The sequence below is a fragment of the Sphingomonas radiodurans genome (assembly GCF_020866845.1).
In the GTDB taxonomy this organism is placed as follows: domain Bacteria; phylum Pseudomonadota; class Alphaproteobacteria; order Sphingomonadales; family Sphingomonadaceae; genus Sphingomonas; species Sphingomonas radiodurans.
In genome coordinates, this window is the sequence record NZ_CP086594.1 from 1438512 (window position 1) to 1452948 (window position 14437).

11 protein-coding genes and 1 tRNA gene are annotated in these 14437 nt (G+C 67.8%); 4 read left to right on the top strand and 8 right to left on the bottom strand.

Going from position 1 to position 14437, the window contains the following annotated elements:
* The first annotated feature begins 87 nt into the window (after positions 1-87).
* The gene (locus LLW23_RS06960; RefSeq protein WP_228948495.1) at positions 88-564 is read left to right on the top strand and encodes a YaiI/YqxD family protein; all 477 of its coding nucleotides are present in this window, start codon (positions 88-90) and stop codon (positions 562-564) included.
* Here the strand turns inward: LLW23_RS06960 and LLW23_RS06965 are convergent.
* From LLW23_RS06965 to nadB, 7 genes are all read right to left on the bottom strand, one after another.
* Positions 561-1433, bottom strand: a complete 873-nt coding sequence (locus tag LLW23_RS06965) for a copper resistance protein B (RefSeq protein ID WP_228948039.1) — start codon at positions 1431-1433, stop codon at positions 561-563. The genes LLW23_RS06960 and LLW23_RS06965 overlap by 4 nt on opposite strands.
* Positions 1430-3187, bottom strand: coding sequence for a copper resistance system multicopper oxidase (locus LLW23_RS06970; RefSeq protein WP_228948040.1), 1758 nt, complete (start codon positions 3185-3187; stop codon positions 1430-1432). Before LLW23_RS06970 ends, LLW23_RS06965 begins: the two co-directional genes overlap by 4 nt.
* Positions 3188-3311: 124 nt before the next feature.
* The gene (locus LLW23_RS06975) at positions 3312-3764 is read right to left on the bottom strand and encodes a PaaI family thioesterase (RefSeq protein WP_228948041.1); all 453 of its coding nucleotides are present in this window, start codon (positions 3762-3764) and stop codon (positions 3312-3314) included.
* Between the two features lie 109 nt (positions 3765-3873).
* Complete coding sequence (locus LLW23_RS06980) at positions 3874-5391, bottom strand: lipopolysaccharide biosynthesis protein (RefSeq protein ID WP_228948042.1); 1518 nt, start codon at positions 5389-5391, stop codon at positions 3874-3876.
* Between the two features lie 123 nt (positions 5392-5514).
* Positions 5515-8283, bottom strand: coding sequence for a DNA polymerase I (polA, locus tag LLW23_RS06985; RefSeq protein WP_228948043.1), 2769 nt, complete (start codon positions 8281-8283; stop codon positions 5515-5517).
* A gap of 60 nt (positions 8284-8343) precedes the next feature.
* Positions 8344-9465, bottom strand: coding sequence for a serine hydrolase (locus LLW23_RS06990; RefSeq protein WP_228948044.1), 1122 nt, complete (start codon positions 9463-9465; stop codon positions 8344-8346).
* 326 nt (positions 9466-9791) lie between these two features.
* Positions 9792-11384, bottom strand: a complete 1593-nt coding sequence (gene nadB / locus LLW23_RS06995) for an L-aspartate oxidase (RefSeq protein WP_228948045.1) — start codon at positions 11382-11384, stop codon at positions 9792-9794.
* A gap of 123 nt (positions 11385-11507) precedes the next feature.
* Between nadB and LLW23_RS07000 the strand changes: the two genes are divergently transcribed.
* Positions 11508-13310: an aminopeptidase P family protein gene (locus LLW23_RS07000; RefSeq protein ID WP_228948046.1), complete on the top strand. Its 1803-nt coding sequence runs from the start codon at positions 11508-11510 to the stop codon at positions 13308-13310.
* A gap of 4 nt (positions 13311-13314) precedes the next feature.
* On the opposite strand, the gene LLW23_RS07005 is transcribed toward LLW23_RS07000, so the two are convergent.
* Complete coding sequence (locus LLW23_RS07005) at positions 13315-13470, bottom strand: hypothetical protein (protein WP_228948047.1); 156 nt, start codon at positions 13468-13470, stop codon at positions 13315-13317.
* 93 nt (positions 13471-13563) lie between these two features.
* Between LLW23_RS07005 and LLW23_RS07010 the strand changes: the two genes are divergently transcribed.
* Positions 13564-13638, top strand: a tRNA-Thr gene (locus LLW23_RS07010).
* 176 nt (positions 13639-13814) lie between these two features.
* Positions 13815-14399: a GNAT family N-acetyltransferase gene (locus LLW23_RS07015; protein WP_228948048.1), complete on the top strand. Its 585-nt coding sequence runs from the start codon at positions 13815-13817 to the stop codon at positions 14397-14399.
* Positions 14400-14437: the final 38 nt, after the last annotated feature.

A 14437-nucleotide genomic window follows, 5' to 3' on the forward strand; every position in this document is an offset into this window, starting at 1 on the left:
TCATCCTCATCCTGTTATGCCAGCCATCTTTCCACCGGCGTGAGCGGCGGGCAAGCTCGAGCACCGACGCTTCGCGCGGCGCACGTGATGTGGCAGAGCGGCGCGATGCTCTCACCGCAGATTCTCGTCGATGCCGATGCTTGCCCGGTGAAGGACGAGGTGTATCGCGTCGCGTATCGGCTAAACGTGCCCGTAACGATCGTCAGCAATGCGCATTTCCGGGTGCCGGCGCACCCGCTGATCGCGCGCGTGGTGGTGGATAGCGGATTCGATGCGGCCGATGACTGGATCGCCGAGCGCGCTGATGCCGCCGCAGTCGTCGTTACCGCGGATATCCTGCTCGCGGATCGTTGCTTGAAGGCGGGCGCCACCGTCATCGCGCCGAACGGCAAGTCGTTCACCAGCAGCTCGATCGGCAATGCCGTGGCGGTGCGCGCGATCATGAGCGATCTGCGGGCGGGGGGTGATCGGATCGGGGGGCCGGCGCCGTTTGCGAAGGAGGATCGATCGCGGTTCTTGTCAGCGCTCGACGGTGCGCTCACGAAGCTGCTCCGCAACGCCTAGAACCAGGTGCGCACGCCTAGTGCCAGGGCAAAGCCGCCGGTGCTTTCGCCATCCGCGCGCGCGAACCGCGCGGTGTTTCCGAACCGGCGTTCCCACGATACGCCGACATAAGGCGCAAATTCGCGCGCGATTTCATAGCGCAAGCGCACGCCTACTTCGGCCTGCGACAGGCCGGCGCCAATCCGGCTGGCGGGCATGTCCTGCGCCGCGAGGTTCACCTCGACGCGTGGCTGGAGGATGGCGCGTTGGGTGAGGCGTTGGTCGTACCAGGCTTCGGCGCGGGCCAGCACATCGCCTTTGTCGGAGAGGAACAGGGTGGCTTCGACGTCGAACCAATAGGGCGCGAGGCCCTCCACGCCGACTGCGGCGTAGGTACGGCGCGGGCCGGCGGCGAGATCCTGGCGGACACCGGCCAGCAGATTCCAGTACGGATCGAGCGCGCGGGCGTAGAGCGCCTGGACTTCCGCGGCCTCGACGCGCTCGCGAAAAATGCCCTCTCCTTCGGACTTTACGACGAGGCGATCGCGATCACCGCCGAACCAGCCCTCGCCATCCCAGCGATATCCATCACGCCCGTTGCGGATCTGGACCTCGGCGAGATTGAAGAAGACCTGGCCGAATTGCATCCCGCCATGTTCCTTGCGCATCGCGCGATCGGCGGCCGCGACGGCGGCCGGATCGTAGAAGCGGGCGGCGGCGCGATCGGTCGGCGGGGGCGGTGGGGAGGCATTTCCCGGGGCCGGATCGGGGCTTTTCGGGGCGGAATCTACCGGAGCGACATTGCAATGCCCCATCGCGGCATGTTCGGGAGCGCAGGTAGCGGGGATCTGCGGGACAGCTGCCGCGAGCGCCATCGCCAGCACGATCATGCCGCCGGCTCCGCACGAACGGTGACGACCTGCATCATGCCGGCATGCATGTGATACAGCAGGTGGCAGTGGAACGCCCAGTCGCCGACCGCGTCCGCGGTGAGATCGAAGGTGACGGTGCCGCCTGGCGCGACGTTCACGGTGTGCTTGCGCGGGGCGTGATCGCCGTGGCCGGTGACCAGCTCGAAATAATGGCCGTGCAGGTGGATCGGGTGCGCCATCATCGTATCGTTGACGAGCGTGACGCGGACGCGCTCGCCGGCGCGGAACGGGATCGGCGCCGTCACCTCGTTCAGCTTCACCCCGTCGAACGCCCACATATAGCGTTCCATGTTGCCGGTGAGGTGGATGCGGAGCTGCCGCGAAGGGACGCGCACGTCGGGGTTGCGCGCGACCGCGACGAGATCGCGGTACACGAGCACGCGATGGCCGGCGTCGGCAAGGCCCTGCGGCGGCTCGCCGGTGCGGTCGACCGGCATCGGCGAGATCGTCTGGACCGTCGGCGTGCGGGGCAATTCGGGCGCGTTGGCGAAATCGCGCATGCTGTGATCCATCGCCATCCCGCCCGACGGCGTGCAATGCCCCATCGCGGCGTGCTCCGGCGGGCAGGCGGCGTCGCCAGCGCCGTGATCCACGCCGGCCATTCCGCCCATGCCCATGTCCTTCATCGTCGCGAGCGGGCGGCGACGCAACGCGGGGACGGCGGCAACCATGCCGGCGCGCGGGGCAAGCGTGGCACGGCCCATGCCGGAGCGATCGGACGCCTCGGCCACCAGCGTATAGGCGAGTGCCTCGACGGGCTCGACGATCACGTCATAGGTTTCGGCCACGCCGATCTGGAATTCGTCGACCGCGACCGGGCGCACGTCCAGACCGTCGGCCTGGACGATCGTAAGCTTCAGCCCCGGGATGCGGACGTTGAAGATCGTCATCGCCGAGGCGTTGACGACGCGCAGCCGCACCCGCTCGCCCGGCGCGAACAGCGCGGTCCAGTTATCCGCCGGGCCGTAGCCGTTGACGAGAAAAGTGTACGTCGATCCCGTCACGTCCGACACATCGGTCGGGTCCATCCGCATCGCGCCCCATTCGGCGCGTTCCTTCGCCGTCTGGCCGCGGCCGGCGAGCATCCCGCCGAGCGTTTGCTTCTGGAAATTGAAATAGCCGCCCTGCAGCTTCAGCCGGCGGAAGATCGCGTGCGGATGCAGCGGCGAATGATCCGACAGGACGATCACATGCTCGCGATCCGAGGCGATCGGATCGGGGCCCTCGGGATCGATCACGAGCGGACCGTAATGCCCCATCTGTTCCTGCAGCCCCGAGTGGCTGTGATACCAATAGGTGCCGGCCTGGAGCAGCGGAAATTCGTAGGTGAAGGTGGTGCCGGGGCGGATGCCGGGAAAGCTGATCCCCGGCACGCCATCCATCTGGAACGGCACCAGCAGGCCGTGCCAGTGGATCGACGTATCCTCGGCCAGCCGATTGGTGACCGACAATCGCGCGGTCTGCCCCTGCCGCAGCCGGATCAGCGGCGCGGGCACGGTGCCGTTGATGGCGATCGCGTGGCTGCGCTTGCCATCGATCGTCATCGCATGATGCGCGACGGTGAGCGCGACATCGGGACCGGTGAGCGTCGGCAGCGGCGTGGCGATCCCGGCCGAAACCGGCTGCGCCCAGGCCGGCATCCACGGCAGCGCCACCCCGCCAGAAGCGAGGGTAGCATCGCGCAGGAACTGGCGGCGGGTGGGACGTGTCATCGAGGGTCCGGGTAGGGCACGCCGAGCGATAGCTCCTGCGAGGTGGCTATCTCATGAACCACCCCGTCAACGCTTGAGACGCGACCGGCGTCGCGCAGGAACCGACCGTAAACGGCACTAATCGTCACTTGCGCGTGATCTTCTTGATGACTCCCGAGAAGCTCATCACGGGATCGCCCGCGTCATCGATCAGCCCGCGCACGAAGATCATGCTGCGACCCGCCTTCACCACCTCGCCGCGCGCAGTGAGCAAGCGATCGGCTCGGCCGGCGCCGACGAATTCGGCGTTCAGCGTCGCGGTGACGCCGTGGAATTCGGGCAGCACGGCCGAGGCAAACATGAACAAGGCGAAATCGGCGAAGGTGAGCAGCGCGCCGCCATGCACGTTGCCACCGCCGTTGTTGTTCTTCGCCTCCGGCCGGAACCCGCAGACGATCGCGCCGGCATCGTCGTGGCGCGCATAGAATGGCCCGGCGTGATCCTCGAACGGATCGACGCTGGGCCAGCGCAGCCAGCCATCCCAGATGCCTTCGGTGACGGGGATCAGGCGCAGGCCGGTGGTTGGGGTGGTGTTCAAGATCGATACTCTCTTTCCGTCATCCCGGGCTCGACCCGGGATCCCGCTTCGTTGTCCCGGCCAGAAGAGAAAGCGGGACCCCGGGTCAAGCCCGGGGTGACGATCCAAATCAGCGCGTCGGCGCGCCAAGGTTGGGCAGCGTCGCCTCGTCGGCGCGTGGCATGCGGCGCAGCAGGGCGCGGTCGGCCGGGCCGGAGGCCCAATGCCACAGGATGAGGAGGTAGACGATCGCGATCGACGGCACGCCGATCACGATCTCGGCCCACTCGAAACGCTTGGGCAAGGCGGTGAACGCGCCGCCGACCATGCCGGCGGCGAGCGCCGCCCATAATAGCGGCCAGCGCAGCGGCGAGACGGGCGCGGCGAGGATCTGGCGCAGCAGCCGCGCCTTGATCACCGAGGTGAGCGCGAGGCTCGCCATCAACGCCACTGCCGGCCCAGCCGCCTGGGCATTGGTCGACCAGCCGAGCGCGCGCATCGCGAAGATCATCCCGATGCTGAGCACCACCTGGAACGCGAGCATCACCGCCGAGATGATCAGATTGCGATGCCGCGCGATATAGACCAGCGCGGTCTCGCACACCGCCCCGGTCGAGGCGAGCGCTTCGGCGATCAGCAGGAAGGCGAGCGCCGCGGTGCCGACGACGAATTGCGGGCCGACCACCCCCATAACGGCCTCGCCGGGGATCGAGCCCATCAGCGCCAGCCCGACCTGCGCGGCGACGATCCAGAAGGCGACCTGCCGAACCTGATTGGCGATCGCGGTGCGGTCCCCCGCGGCGAGGCTTTTGGTGATGACGGGGCCGAGGATCGGATCGAACGACGTCTTGAGCTTGGCCGGGATCGAGGCGACCTGCTGCGCCATATAATAGATGCCGACGATCTTGGGCTCGAACATCACCCCCAGGATGAAGCGATCGACGTTGCGCGTGCCCCATTCGAGCGCGTCGGCGCCGGCGATCGGCACGTTCTCGCGTGCGAGCGCCAGCAGCTCGGCGAAGTGTGGGGACCAGCCGCGCGGCCAGCCATAGCTGCGCAGCAGCGGCACGATCGATGCCACCAGCGCAGCGATCATCGACACCACATAGCTCAGCACCAGTCCGTCGCGCGTGGTGAAGAAGGCAAAGATCCAGGCCGCGATCGAGATCGTCCACGGCTCGACCACGGCGCGCGCGGTGACCGCCGCCTTGACGTTCAGCCGATACGCCAGCGCCGCGAGGCTGACATCGGACCAGGCGATCGCGAGGATGATCAGCGGCAACCAGCGATCGAGGCCAGTGATCGGCGTGTTGGGATACATCACCTGCGGGAAGGTGCACAGGATCGCGCTGGCGATCAGCGACAGGATGCCGGCGACCGCCATGCCATCGAAGACGACATGGACGTGCGGTCGATCGGTGCGGCTGAGCGCTTGCGCGAGGCCGCGCTTGAGCCCGAGCGTGGCGACAAGCGCGGCAAGCTCCACCACCACGACCGCGATGGCGAAGCGCCCGACGAGATCGGGGCCGTAGAGCCGGCCGGCGATGAACAGGAAGGGGATCCGCGCTGCGAGCCGAAGGATGAAGCCGGCGATGTTGGTGCGGCCGCCCTTGGCGAGTTGCGCGATATCCTGCGTGGTTTCAGGCAATGGCGTTGACCAGACAATTTGCCGTCATGCACGCCGCGGCAAAGCCGCGTCGTCGGACGGGCGTTGCCCGCCGGCCGCGCTGGCGCGTGTCATCCGGACGCGGCCGGCTGCCGCGCTGCGCGTTCAATGCGCCGCTCCCCAACTGGAACCAACACCGATTTCCACCGCCAGCGGCACATCGAGCTTCACCGAGGGCTCCGCGGCGGTCGCCATCACCCGTTCGATCACTGGCTTGGCGGCTTCGACCTCGCCCTCCGGCACTTCGAACACCAGTTCGTCGTGAACCTGCAGCAACATCCGCGTGCCCGTCAGCCCGGCATCGGCGAGCGCGGGCTCCATCCGCGCCATTGCGCGCTTGATGATGTCCGCGCTGGTGCCCTGGATCGGGGCGTTGATCGCGGCGCGTTCGGCGCCTTGCCGCTCGTGCTGGATCTTAGAGGCGATGCGCGAGAAATGCGTCTTGCGGCCGAACAACGTCTCGGTGAAGCCCTGCTCGCGCACCGCCGATAGCGTTTCGGCGATGTAGCGGTTGATGCCGGGAAAGCGCTCGAAATAGCGGTCGATCATCGCCTGCGCTTCGTCCGCGGTCACGTCGAGCCGGCCGGCGAGGCCCCAGCGGCTGATGCCGTAGAGGATCGCGAAGTTGATCGTCTTGGCGCGGCCACGGGTGTCGCGATCGACCGTGCCGAACAGTTCCTGCGCGGTCATCGAGTGGATGTCGTCACCGCGCGCGAAGGCGTCCTTGAGCGCTGGCACATCGGCCATGTGCGCGGCGAGGCGCAGCTCGATCTGCGAATAATCCGCTGCGAGGATGACGTTGCCCGGTTCCGCCACGAAGGCGTCGCGGATCTGGCGGCCGATCTCGGTGCGGATCGGGATGTTCTGCAGGTTGGGATCGGTCGATGACAGCCGGCCGGTCTGCGCGCCGGTGAGCGAGTAACTGGTGTGGACGCGGCCGGTGACGGGGTGGATCTGCTCCTGCAGGCTGTCGGTGTAGGTCGATTTGAGCTTCGAGAGCTGGCGCCAGTCGAGCACGCGCGCGGCGATTTCCTTGCCGGGCGAATCCTTGTCGGCGGCGATCCGCTCCAACTCGGTCACGTCGGTCGAATAGACGCCGCTCTTCCCCTTGCGCCCGCCCTTGATGCCCATCTTCTCGAACAGCACGTCGCCCAATTGCTTGGGGCTGCCGATTGTGAACGGGCCGCCGGCGATGCCGTGGATCACGCCTTCGAGCTGCACCATCTGGCCGGCGAATTCGGCGGAGAGGCCGGCGAGCCGCTCGCGATCGACCTTGATCCCGTGGCGCTCCATCCGCGAGATGACCGACACGAGCGGGCGATCGACCATCTCGTACACGCGCGTTGCGCGCTCGACCGGCAGCCGCGCGCGGAAGCGGCGCCACAGCCGCAGCGTCACGTCGGCATCCTCGGCGGCGTAGCGGGTGGCGGCCTTCAGATCGACTTCGTGGAAGCCGATCGCCTTCTTGCCGCTGCCCGTCACGTCCTTGTACGCGATGCAGCTGTGCGAGAGATGCGTCGCGGCGAGCTCGTCCATGCCGTGGCCGTGGAGGCCGGCGTCGAGCGCGAAACTCATGACGATCGTGTCGTCGTACGGCGCGACGTCGACACCGAGCCGGCCGAGCACGGTGAGATCATATTTGAGGTTGTGCCCGATCTTGAGCACCGCCGGGTCGGCGAGCAGCGGCTTGAGCCTGGCGAGCGCCACGTCGCGGTCGATCTGCACCGGCTTTTCGGCGAACATGTCGCTGCCGCCGTGCGTGAGGGGGACGTAGCAAGCGCGGTTGGGGGCGAGCGCGAGCGACACGCCGACCAGCTCGGCGAGCATCGGATCCTTCGCGGTCGTCTCGGTATCGATCGCGATCCAGCCCTGGTGGCGCGCGGCGGCGATCCATTGGTCGAGCGCGTCTTCGGTCACGACCGTCTCATAGCCGTCGTGGTTGCAGGGCGGATCTTCCTCCTGCGGCACGCCGGTCGCCTCGGGCGGGGTGGGATCGACGCCAGCGTTCTGCTCGGCGGCGAGCTTCATCAGCAGCGTCTTGAAGCCGTGATGCTCGAGGAAGGCGCGCAGCGGCGCTTCGGGGATGCCGTCGAGCGCCATCTCGTCGAGCGGTTGCGGCAGGGGCACGTCGCACGCGAGCGCCACGAGCTTGCGGCTGAGGCGCGCCATTTCGGCATGCTCGATCAGATTGTCGCGCAGCTTGCCCTTCTTCATCTCGGGCGCGGCGGCGAGGACGCCTTCGACGTCGCCGTGTTCGATGATCAGCTTGGCGGCGGTCTTGGGGCCGACGCCGGGGACGCCGGGGACGTTGTCGACGCTGTCACCCATCAGCGCGAGCACGTCGCCGAGCTTGTCCGGGCCGACGCCGAACTTCTCGACCACTTCCTCGGGGCCGAAGCGCTTGTCCTTCATCGTATCGAGCATGTCGATGCCCGGTTCGGTGAGGAGCTGCATCAGATCCTTGTCAGAGCTGACGATCGTTACTTGCCAGCCCTGCGCCAGCGCGGCCTTGCTGTACGAAGCGATCAGATCGTCCGCTTCCCAGCCGAGTTCCTCGATGCACGGCAGCGAGAAGGCGCGCGTGGCATCGCGGATCATCGGGAATTGCGGCTTCAAGTCCTCGGGCGCGGGCGGGCGGTGCGCCTTGTACTGATCGTACATCTCGTTGCGGAACGTGTGTTCGGACTTGTCGAGGATCACCGCCAGGTGGCTGGGGCCCTCGGCCTTGTGCAGCTCGTTGGCGAGCTTCCACAGCATCGTGGTGTAGCCGTACACCGCGCCGGCGGGCTCGCCGTGCTTGTTCGTGAGCTTGGGCAGCACGTGATAAGCACGGAAGATGAAGCTCGATCCGTCGACGAGGTAGAGGTGCGGCATGGCGCGCGGCTTAGCGGATCAGTGCGCGGGGAACAAACGATGGGTGGGGCTCGCCGGCGCTCAGTTCCCGACCTCGCCGTCCTCGCCCGCCGAGGTCAGCGTCGCGGGGCCGCGGTAGCCGGTGATGGTGGCGGCGACCGACTGGATCAGCTGCTGGCGATCACGCATCGGGCGCATCGTATCGCCGATCATCACCGCGACGGCATAGCGGCGGCCATCGGGCGCGGTGAGCAGCCCGACATCGTTGAAGCCGGCGTTGCGGCGGCCGAGTTCCTGGCCGGTGCCGGTCTTATGCGCGAGCGTCCAGCCGGGCGCGACGCCGGCCTTCAGCCGGGCACGGCCGGTGCGGCTCGATTCCATCGTGCTGATGATCAGCCGGGTCGAGGTTTCGGACAGTAATTCGCCGCGCGCGAGCCGCGCCAGTGCATCGGCGATGGCGAGCGGGGCGGCGCCGTCGGGCGGATCGGCGATATACGCCTGCATCGCCGCCGACCGAACCTCGGGCGACAGGCGCGAACGCATGATCGAGAAGGTGTTGCCGACGCTCATCGACTGCTGCCACGTCAGCCCCGCGGTGCCGGCCTGGAGCAGCCGTTCGCCCGGCCCGAAGCGGATGTCGCCCAATTGCTTGCGCTCGATGAACGCGCGGACGGCGCTGGGGCCACCGACGACCCGCAGCAAGCGATCGTTGGCGGTGTTGTCGCTCTGCGTCAGCGCGCGGAACAGCAGATTGCCGACAGTCGTCTGAAACGTCCCGCCCTTCACCAGATAGGCGATCGGCTGATGGAACACCGTCAGGTCCGCGGGCGTGATGGTGACGGGATCGTCGAGCCGCAGCCGGCCCTGATCGCGCTGATCGAGCACCGTCATCGCGACCCACAATTTGCTGACGCTCTGCTGCGGCATCCGCTGCCGGCCGTTGGCCTGCACCGTCCAGCCTTCGTCGACCGCGCGGACCGCGACGCCGGCGGTGCCCGGGAAGTCGCGGACGAGCTGCTGCACCGCAAGCGCGATCGGGCGCGGCGCGTTGCTGGCGGGCAGCGGGCGCGGCGCCGGAATGGGGATCGCGACGACATAAGCGGGGGCCTGCACGGGCGCCTTGGACGATTGCGACGGACGCGGTTCGACGTTGCATCCCGCCAAAGCGAGGACCGCCACCACCGCGATCAATCGTCCGATCATGCCCCGTATTTGCCCCATCTCGCCGCCATCACCACGCTAGCTGCGAAAGCGTCATTGAAAACCGTATGTTATCGCTTCTGCGATGAACGGCGCCTTGCGCGCGGTGGAACATGGCTAATTGGGGGAACGGGCGTCAGGGGACGCTCTTAATCGTCATGCCGGGCTTGTCCCGGCATCCACGGCGCAGCGCATCCTATGCCGACGGGCTTGCGGGACGGTGGACCCCGGCACGAACCTGTCCTGAGCAACGCCGCAGGCGGCGTCGAAGGGGCCGGGGTGACGGTGGTTACTTGGCTGACCTCACGAGCTACGAAGCCTGAAGCGGGTCACGGAACGAGCACGGTGTCGACAGGCTCGGGCAGCGTCTCGGGCCAGTCGAGCGTATAGTGCAGCCCGCGGCTTTCGTGGCGGTGGAGCGCCGAACGGACGATCAGGTCGGCGGTCTGGAGCAGGTTGCGCAGCTCGATCAGGTCGGGCGTGACGCGGAAGTGGCCGTAATAATCCTCGATCTCGCCGGTCAGCAGCTTGATGCGGTGCTGCGCGCGTTGGAGCCGCTTCGTCGTGCGCACGATGCCGACGTAATTCCACATGAAGCGCCGGATCTCGGTCCAGTTCTGCTTGATCACGACCTCTTCGTCGGAATCGGTGACGCGGCTTTCGTCCCATGGGCGGATCGCGGGCACGGCGGAAAGCGCGTCCCAATGTGCCGCGATGTGCTTGGCCGCCGCCTCGCCGAAGACGAAGCATTCGAGCAGCGAGTTGGACGCGAGGCGATTGGCGCCGTGCAGCCCGCTCTCGGTGCATTCGCCCGCCGCGTACAGCCCCGGCAAATCGGTGCGCCCGTCGCGATCGATCACGATCCCGCCGCAGGTGTAATGCTGCGCGGGGACGACCGGGATCGGCTGGGTCGTCATGTCGATGCCGAGCCCGAGCAGCTTTTCATGGATGTTGGGGAAGTGGTGGCGGACGAACTCGGCCGGTTGGTGGCTAATGTCGAGATGGACGTAATCGAGCCCGTAGCGCTTGATCTCGGCATCGATCGCGCGCGCCACCACGTCGCGCGGGGCGAGCTCGAGCCGCTCGGGATCGTAATAGGTCATGAAGCGCTTGCCGGTCTGCGGATTGATCAGCCGACCGCCCTCGCCGCGCACCGCCTCGGTGATCAGGAAGTTCTTGACGTCGAGATTGTAGAGGCAAGTCGGGTGGAACTGCATCATCTCCATGTTGGAGACGCGCGCGCCGGCCCGCCACGCCATCGCGATCCCGTCGCCGGTCGCGCCGCGCGGGGCGGTGGAGAAGAGGTACGTGCGCCCTGCCCCGCCGGTCGCGAGAATTGTCGCGCGTGCGGTGTACAGGTTCACGCGCCCCGTGGTGCGGTCGACCGCATAGACGCCCCAGACGTTGCCGGCGCCCGAATAGCGCTCCTCATGCCGGCCAGTGGCGAGATCGATCGCGACCTGGTCGGGAACGAGCGTGATGTTGGGATGCGCCTCGGCGGCGCGTTGCAGCGCCACCTGCACCGCCCAGCCGGTCGCGTCGTCGACATGGACGATGCGGCGGTGCGAGTGGCCACCCTCGCGCGTGAGGTGCAGCGCGCCGCCGTTTTCGGGGCCCTCCTGCGCGAACGGCACGCCGAGCTGCTGGAGCCGGGCAATCGCGGCCGGGGCGCCCTCGACGACGAATTCGACGATCGCGCGATCGTTGAGCCCGGCGCCGGCGACCATCGTATCCTCGACGTGGTTGTCGAACGTGTCGCCGGGTTCGAGCACTGCGGCGATGCCGCCCTGCGCCCAGGCGGTCGAGCCTTCGTTGAGCGCGCCCTTGGCCAGCACGGTCACCTTGAAGCGATCGGCGAGGTTGAGCGCGGCGGTAAGGCCGGCGGCGCCGGAACCGACGATGAGAACGTCCGCGCTCGTCATGCGCGGTTCTGGAGAAGGCGGATCATTGCCGCTGCATGGCACGAAGCGCACTAACCTGCCATATGTCGGCGCGATCCGGCCTGTCTCCTTGTGAGGCTTGGCGCAGTACGCTTGAGGACTCGCATGTCGACCTACACAGCCCGCCTCGCCGCCCTTCGCGACCAGCTCGCGCGCCAGCAGCTCGACGGTTTCGTCGTCCCGCTCACCGACGAACATATGAGCGAATATGTCGGCGCCTATGCGCAGCGGCTTGCGTGGCTGACGGGCTTTCAGGGATCGGCCGGCACCGCCGTGGTGCTGCCGGCGGAAGCGGCGATCTTCATCGACGGGCGCTACACGCTGCAGGTGCGCGAGCAGGTTTCGGCGGACGACTGGCAGTTCGTCGGCGTGCCCGACACGAGCGTAGCGGACTGGCTCGGCGGCCACGCCGCACACGGCGCGCGGATCGGCTATGACGCGTGGCTGCACACCCGCGCCTGGGTCGACGAGGCGACGCACGCGCTGGCCGCGGTCGGCGCGACGCTGGTGCCGGTCGATACCAACCCGGTGGATGCGATCTGGCCCGATCGGCCGGCGCCGTCAGACGCCAAGCTCGCGGTGCACGACGAGGTTCACGCCGGGCGCTCGTCCGCCGACAAGCGCGCCGCGGTGGCCGACTGGCTGACCGAACAGAAGGCCGACGCGGTCGTTCTGGCGGCGCTCGAATCGATCGCGTGGCTGCTCAACGTGCGCGGTGGGGACGTGTCGCGCACCCCGGTCGCGCTATCCTATGCGGTCGTTAATGCCGATGGCACCGCGGATCTTTATGTCGCGCCCGAGAAGATGACCGATGCGGTTGCGCAGCATCTCGGCAATGCGGTGCGCGTCCATGATCGCCGTGACTTTGCGCCGGCGCTGTCACAGTTCGCGGGCAAGCGCGTCGCGATCGATCCGACGCTATCGGTCGCGGCGATCCCGCTCGCGATCGAGGCGGGCGGCGGGACCGTCGTGCCCTTGCGCGATCCCACGGTCATCCCCCGCGCGCGCAAGAACCCGGTCGAGCAGGCCGGGCATCGCGCCGCCAGCCTGCGCGACGGCGCGGCGCTGACGCGGTTCCTGCGCTGGATTTCGATCGAGGCGCCCAAGGGCGGGCAGACCGAGCTTTCCGCCGCCGCGAAGCTGGAGGAATTCCGCCGCGCGACGGGCGTGCTGAAGGATCTGTCGTTCGATGCGATCTCGGCGACCGGGCCGCATGGCGCGATCCCGCATTATCATGTGACCGAAGAGTCGAGCCTGCCGATCCGGCCGGGCGAGCTCTATCTGATCGATTCGGGCGGGCAATATGACGATGGCACGACCGATGTGACGCGCGTCGTGCCGATCGGCACCCCGACCGCGGAGATGCGCGACCGCTTCACGCGCGTGCTGAAGGGCCATATCGCGCTCGCCACTGCGGTATTCCCGCGCGGCACCACGGGCGCGCAACTCGACGCGCTGGCGCGGCTGCCGCTGTGGCAGGCCGGGCTCGATTTCGCGCACGGCACCGGGCACGGCGTCGGCAGCTATCTGTCGGTCCACGAGGGGCCGGCACGCATCGCCAAGCCGAGCTATCCCGGCAGCGGACCTGCCGAGCCGCTGCTGGCGGGGATGATCCTCTCGAACGAGCCGGGCTATTACAAGGCCGGCGAATACGGCATCCGGATCGAGAATCTGCTGCTGGTCGAGGAACGGTCGATCGCCGGTGGCGAAGCGGTGATGCTGGGGTTCGAGACGCTGACGCTCGCGCCGATCGACCGCGACCTGATCGATCCGGCGTTGCTGTCGTCCGACGAGCTGTCGTGGCTCAACGCCTATCACGCGCGCGTCGCGGCGGCGCTGAGCGACCTGCTCGCGGGCGAGGAGCGCGACTGGCTGCTCGCGCGATGCGCGCCGATCGGTCTCGCGTAACGGGCTATGCGTCGGGGGTGGTCGGCGCGGCCTGATCGGGGTCTGCGGGCGGATCGGCCGCGGCATCCGCCGCCTGGCCGCGCGCCTGTTCCTTGCGGCGTTTCAGGTTGGTCCTCAACGCCGCCGCGCGCCGCGCATCGCGTTCCGCCTTGCTTTCCATAAGACGGCTATCGCCTGCCCCCGCTGCCTTGACAATCCACCGCGCCTCGTCTCTAGCGCCCCCTCGCCCGCGGCCAAGCCGCCGCTGGCCAGTGCTGCCGTAGCTCAGTGGTAGAGCGCATCCTTGGTAAGGCTGAGGTCGTGAGTTCAATCCTCACCGGCAGCACCATTTTTCAGCAAGTTCGCTGGTGGCGAAGGCGCCCTTGTCCGGCGGCCTATCGATATTCCCCGTCACTACGTGTTTTCCGACGCTGAACGCGCCGTGCGGTGTCGGCTAGGGCCCGTCGCATCGATCGGCTTTCGCAGGCCGTTTACCCGTTCCGGGTCGATGCAATGGGATCCCTTGTGACACAACAGTCCGCTACTGGCGCTACGGCCGCCAATGACCCTTCGGCCCTGGCGCAGGATGCCGACTGGACCGCGGATATGGTCGCGCAGAGTGGCTATCACTTCCATGTCCGGCCTGCCGTGCCCGAGGACGAGGCGCTCCTCGCCGACTTCTTCACGCATGTCGACAAGGAGGATTTGCGCTTCCGCTTCCTTACCGCGGTGCGGACGGTTGCCCCCAATCAGTTGAAGGCGCTGTTGACGCTCGATCATCAGCGGACCGAGAATTTCCTCGCGATCGACGCGGAGACCGGAGTGATGATCGCCACGGCGATGCTCGCGGCGGAGGAGACGCTGGCCAGTGCCGAGGTCGCGATTGCGATCCGATCCGACTTCAAGGGCCGCGGGGTCGGCTGGATGATGCTCGATCATGTCGCGCAGTTCGCGACCGCCAAGGGCATCGGGGCACTCGAATCGGTCGAGAGCCGCGACAATCACCAGGCGATCAAGCTGGAGCAGGAAAAGGGCTGGACCGCGTCGTCCGTCCCCGACGAGCCGGGGCTCATCAAGCTGCGCAAGACGCTCCAGATTTCCGCGGGCTGATCGCACGGCGCGCGGCCGACGCCCGCGACGCGACGACA

What these genes read in the sequence shown, in the direction of transcription:
- LLW23_RS06960 (WP_228948495.1), top strand. Translation starts at nt 88, where the DNA reads ATGTGGCAGAGCGGCGCGATGCTCTCACCGCAGATTCTCGTCGATGCC.
- LLW23_RS06965 (WP_228948039.1), bottom strand. Translation starts at nt 1,433, where the DNA reads ATGATCGTGCTGGCGATGGCGCTCGCGGCAGCTGTCCCGCAGATCCCC.
- LLW23_RS06970 (WP_228948040.1), bottom strand. Translation starts at nt 3,187, where the DNA reads ATGACACGTCCCACCCGCCGCCAGTTCCTGCGCGATGCTACCCTCGCT.
- polA (WP_228948043.1), bottom strand. Translation starts at nt 8,283, where the DNA reads ATGCCGCACCTCTACCTCGTCGACGGATCGAGCTTCATCTTCCGTGCT.
- LLW23_RS06990 (WP_228948044.1), bottom strand. Translation starts at nt 9,465, where the DNA reads ATGATCGGACGATTGATCGCGGTGGTGGCGGTCCTCGCTTTGGCGGGA.
- nadB (WP_228948045.1), bottom strand. Translation starts at nt 11,384, where the DNA reads ATGACGAGCGCGGACGTTCTCATCGTCGGTTCCGGCGCCGCCGGCCTT.
- LLW23_RS07000 (WP_228948046.1), top strand. Translation starts at nt 11,508, where the DNA reads ATGTCGACCTACACAGCCCGCCTCGCCGCCCTTCGCGACCAGCTCGCG.
- LLW23_RS07005 (WP_228948047.1), bottom strand. Translation starts at nt 13,470, where the DNA reads ATGGAAAGCAAGGCGGAACGCGATGCGCGGCGCGCGGCGGCGTTGAGG.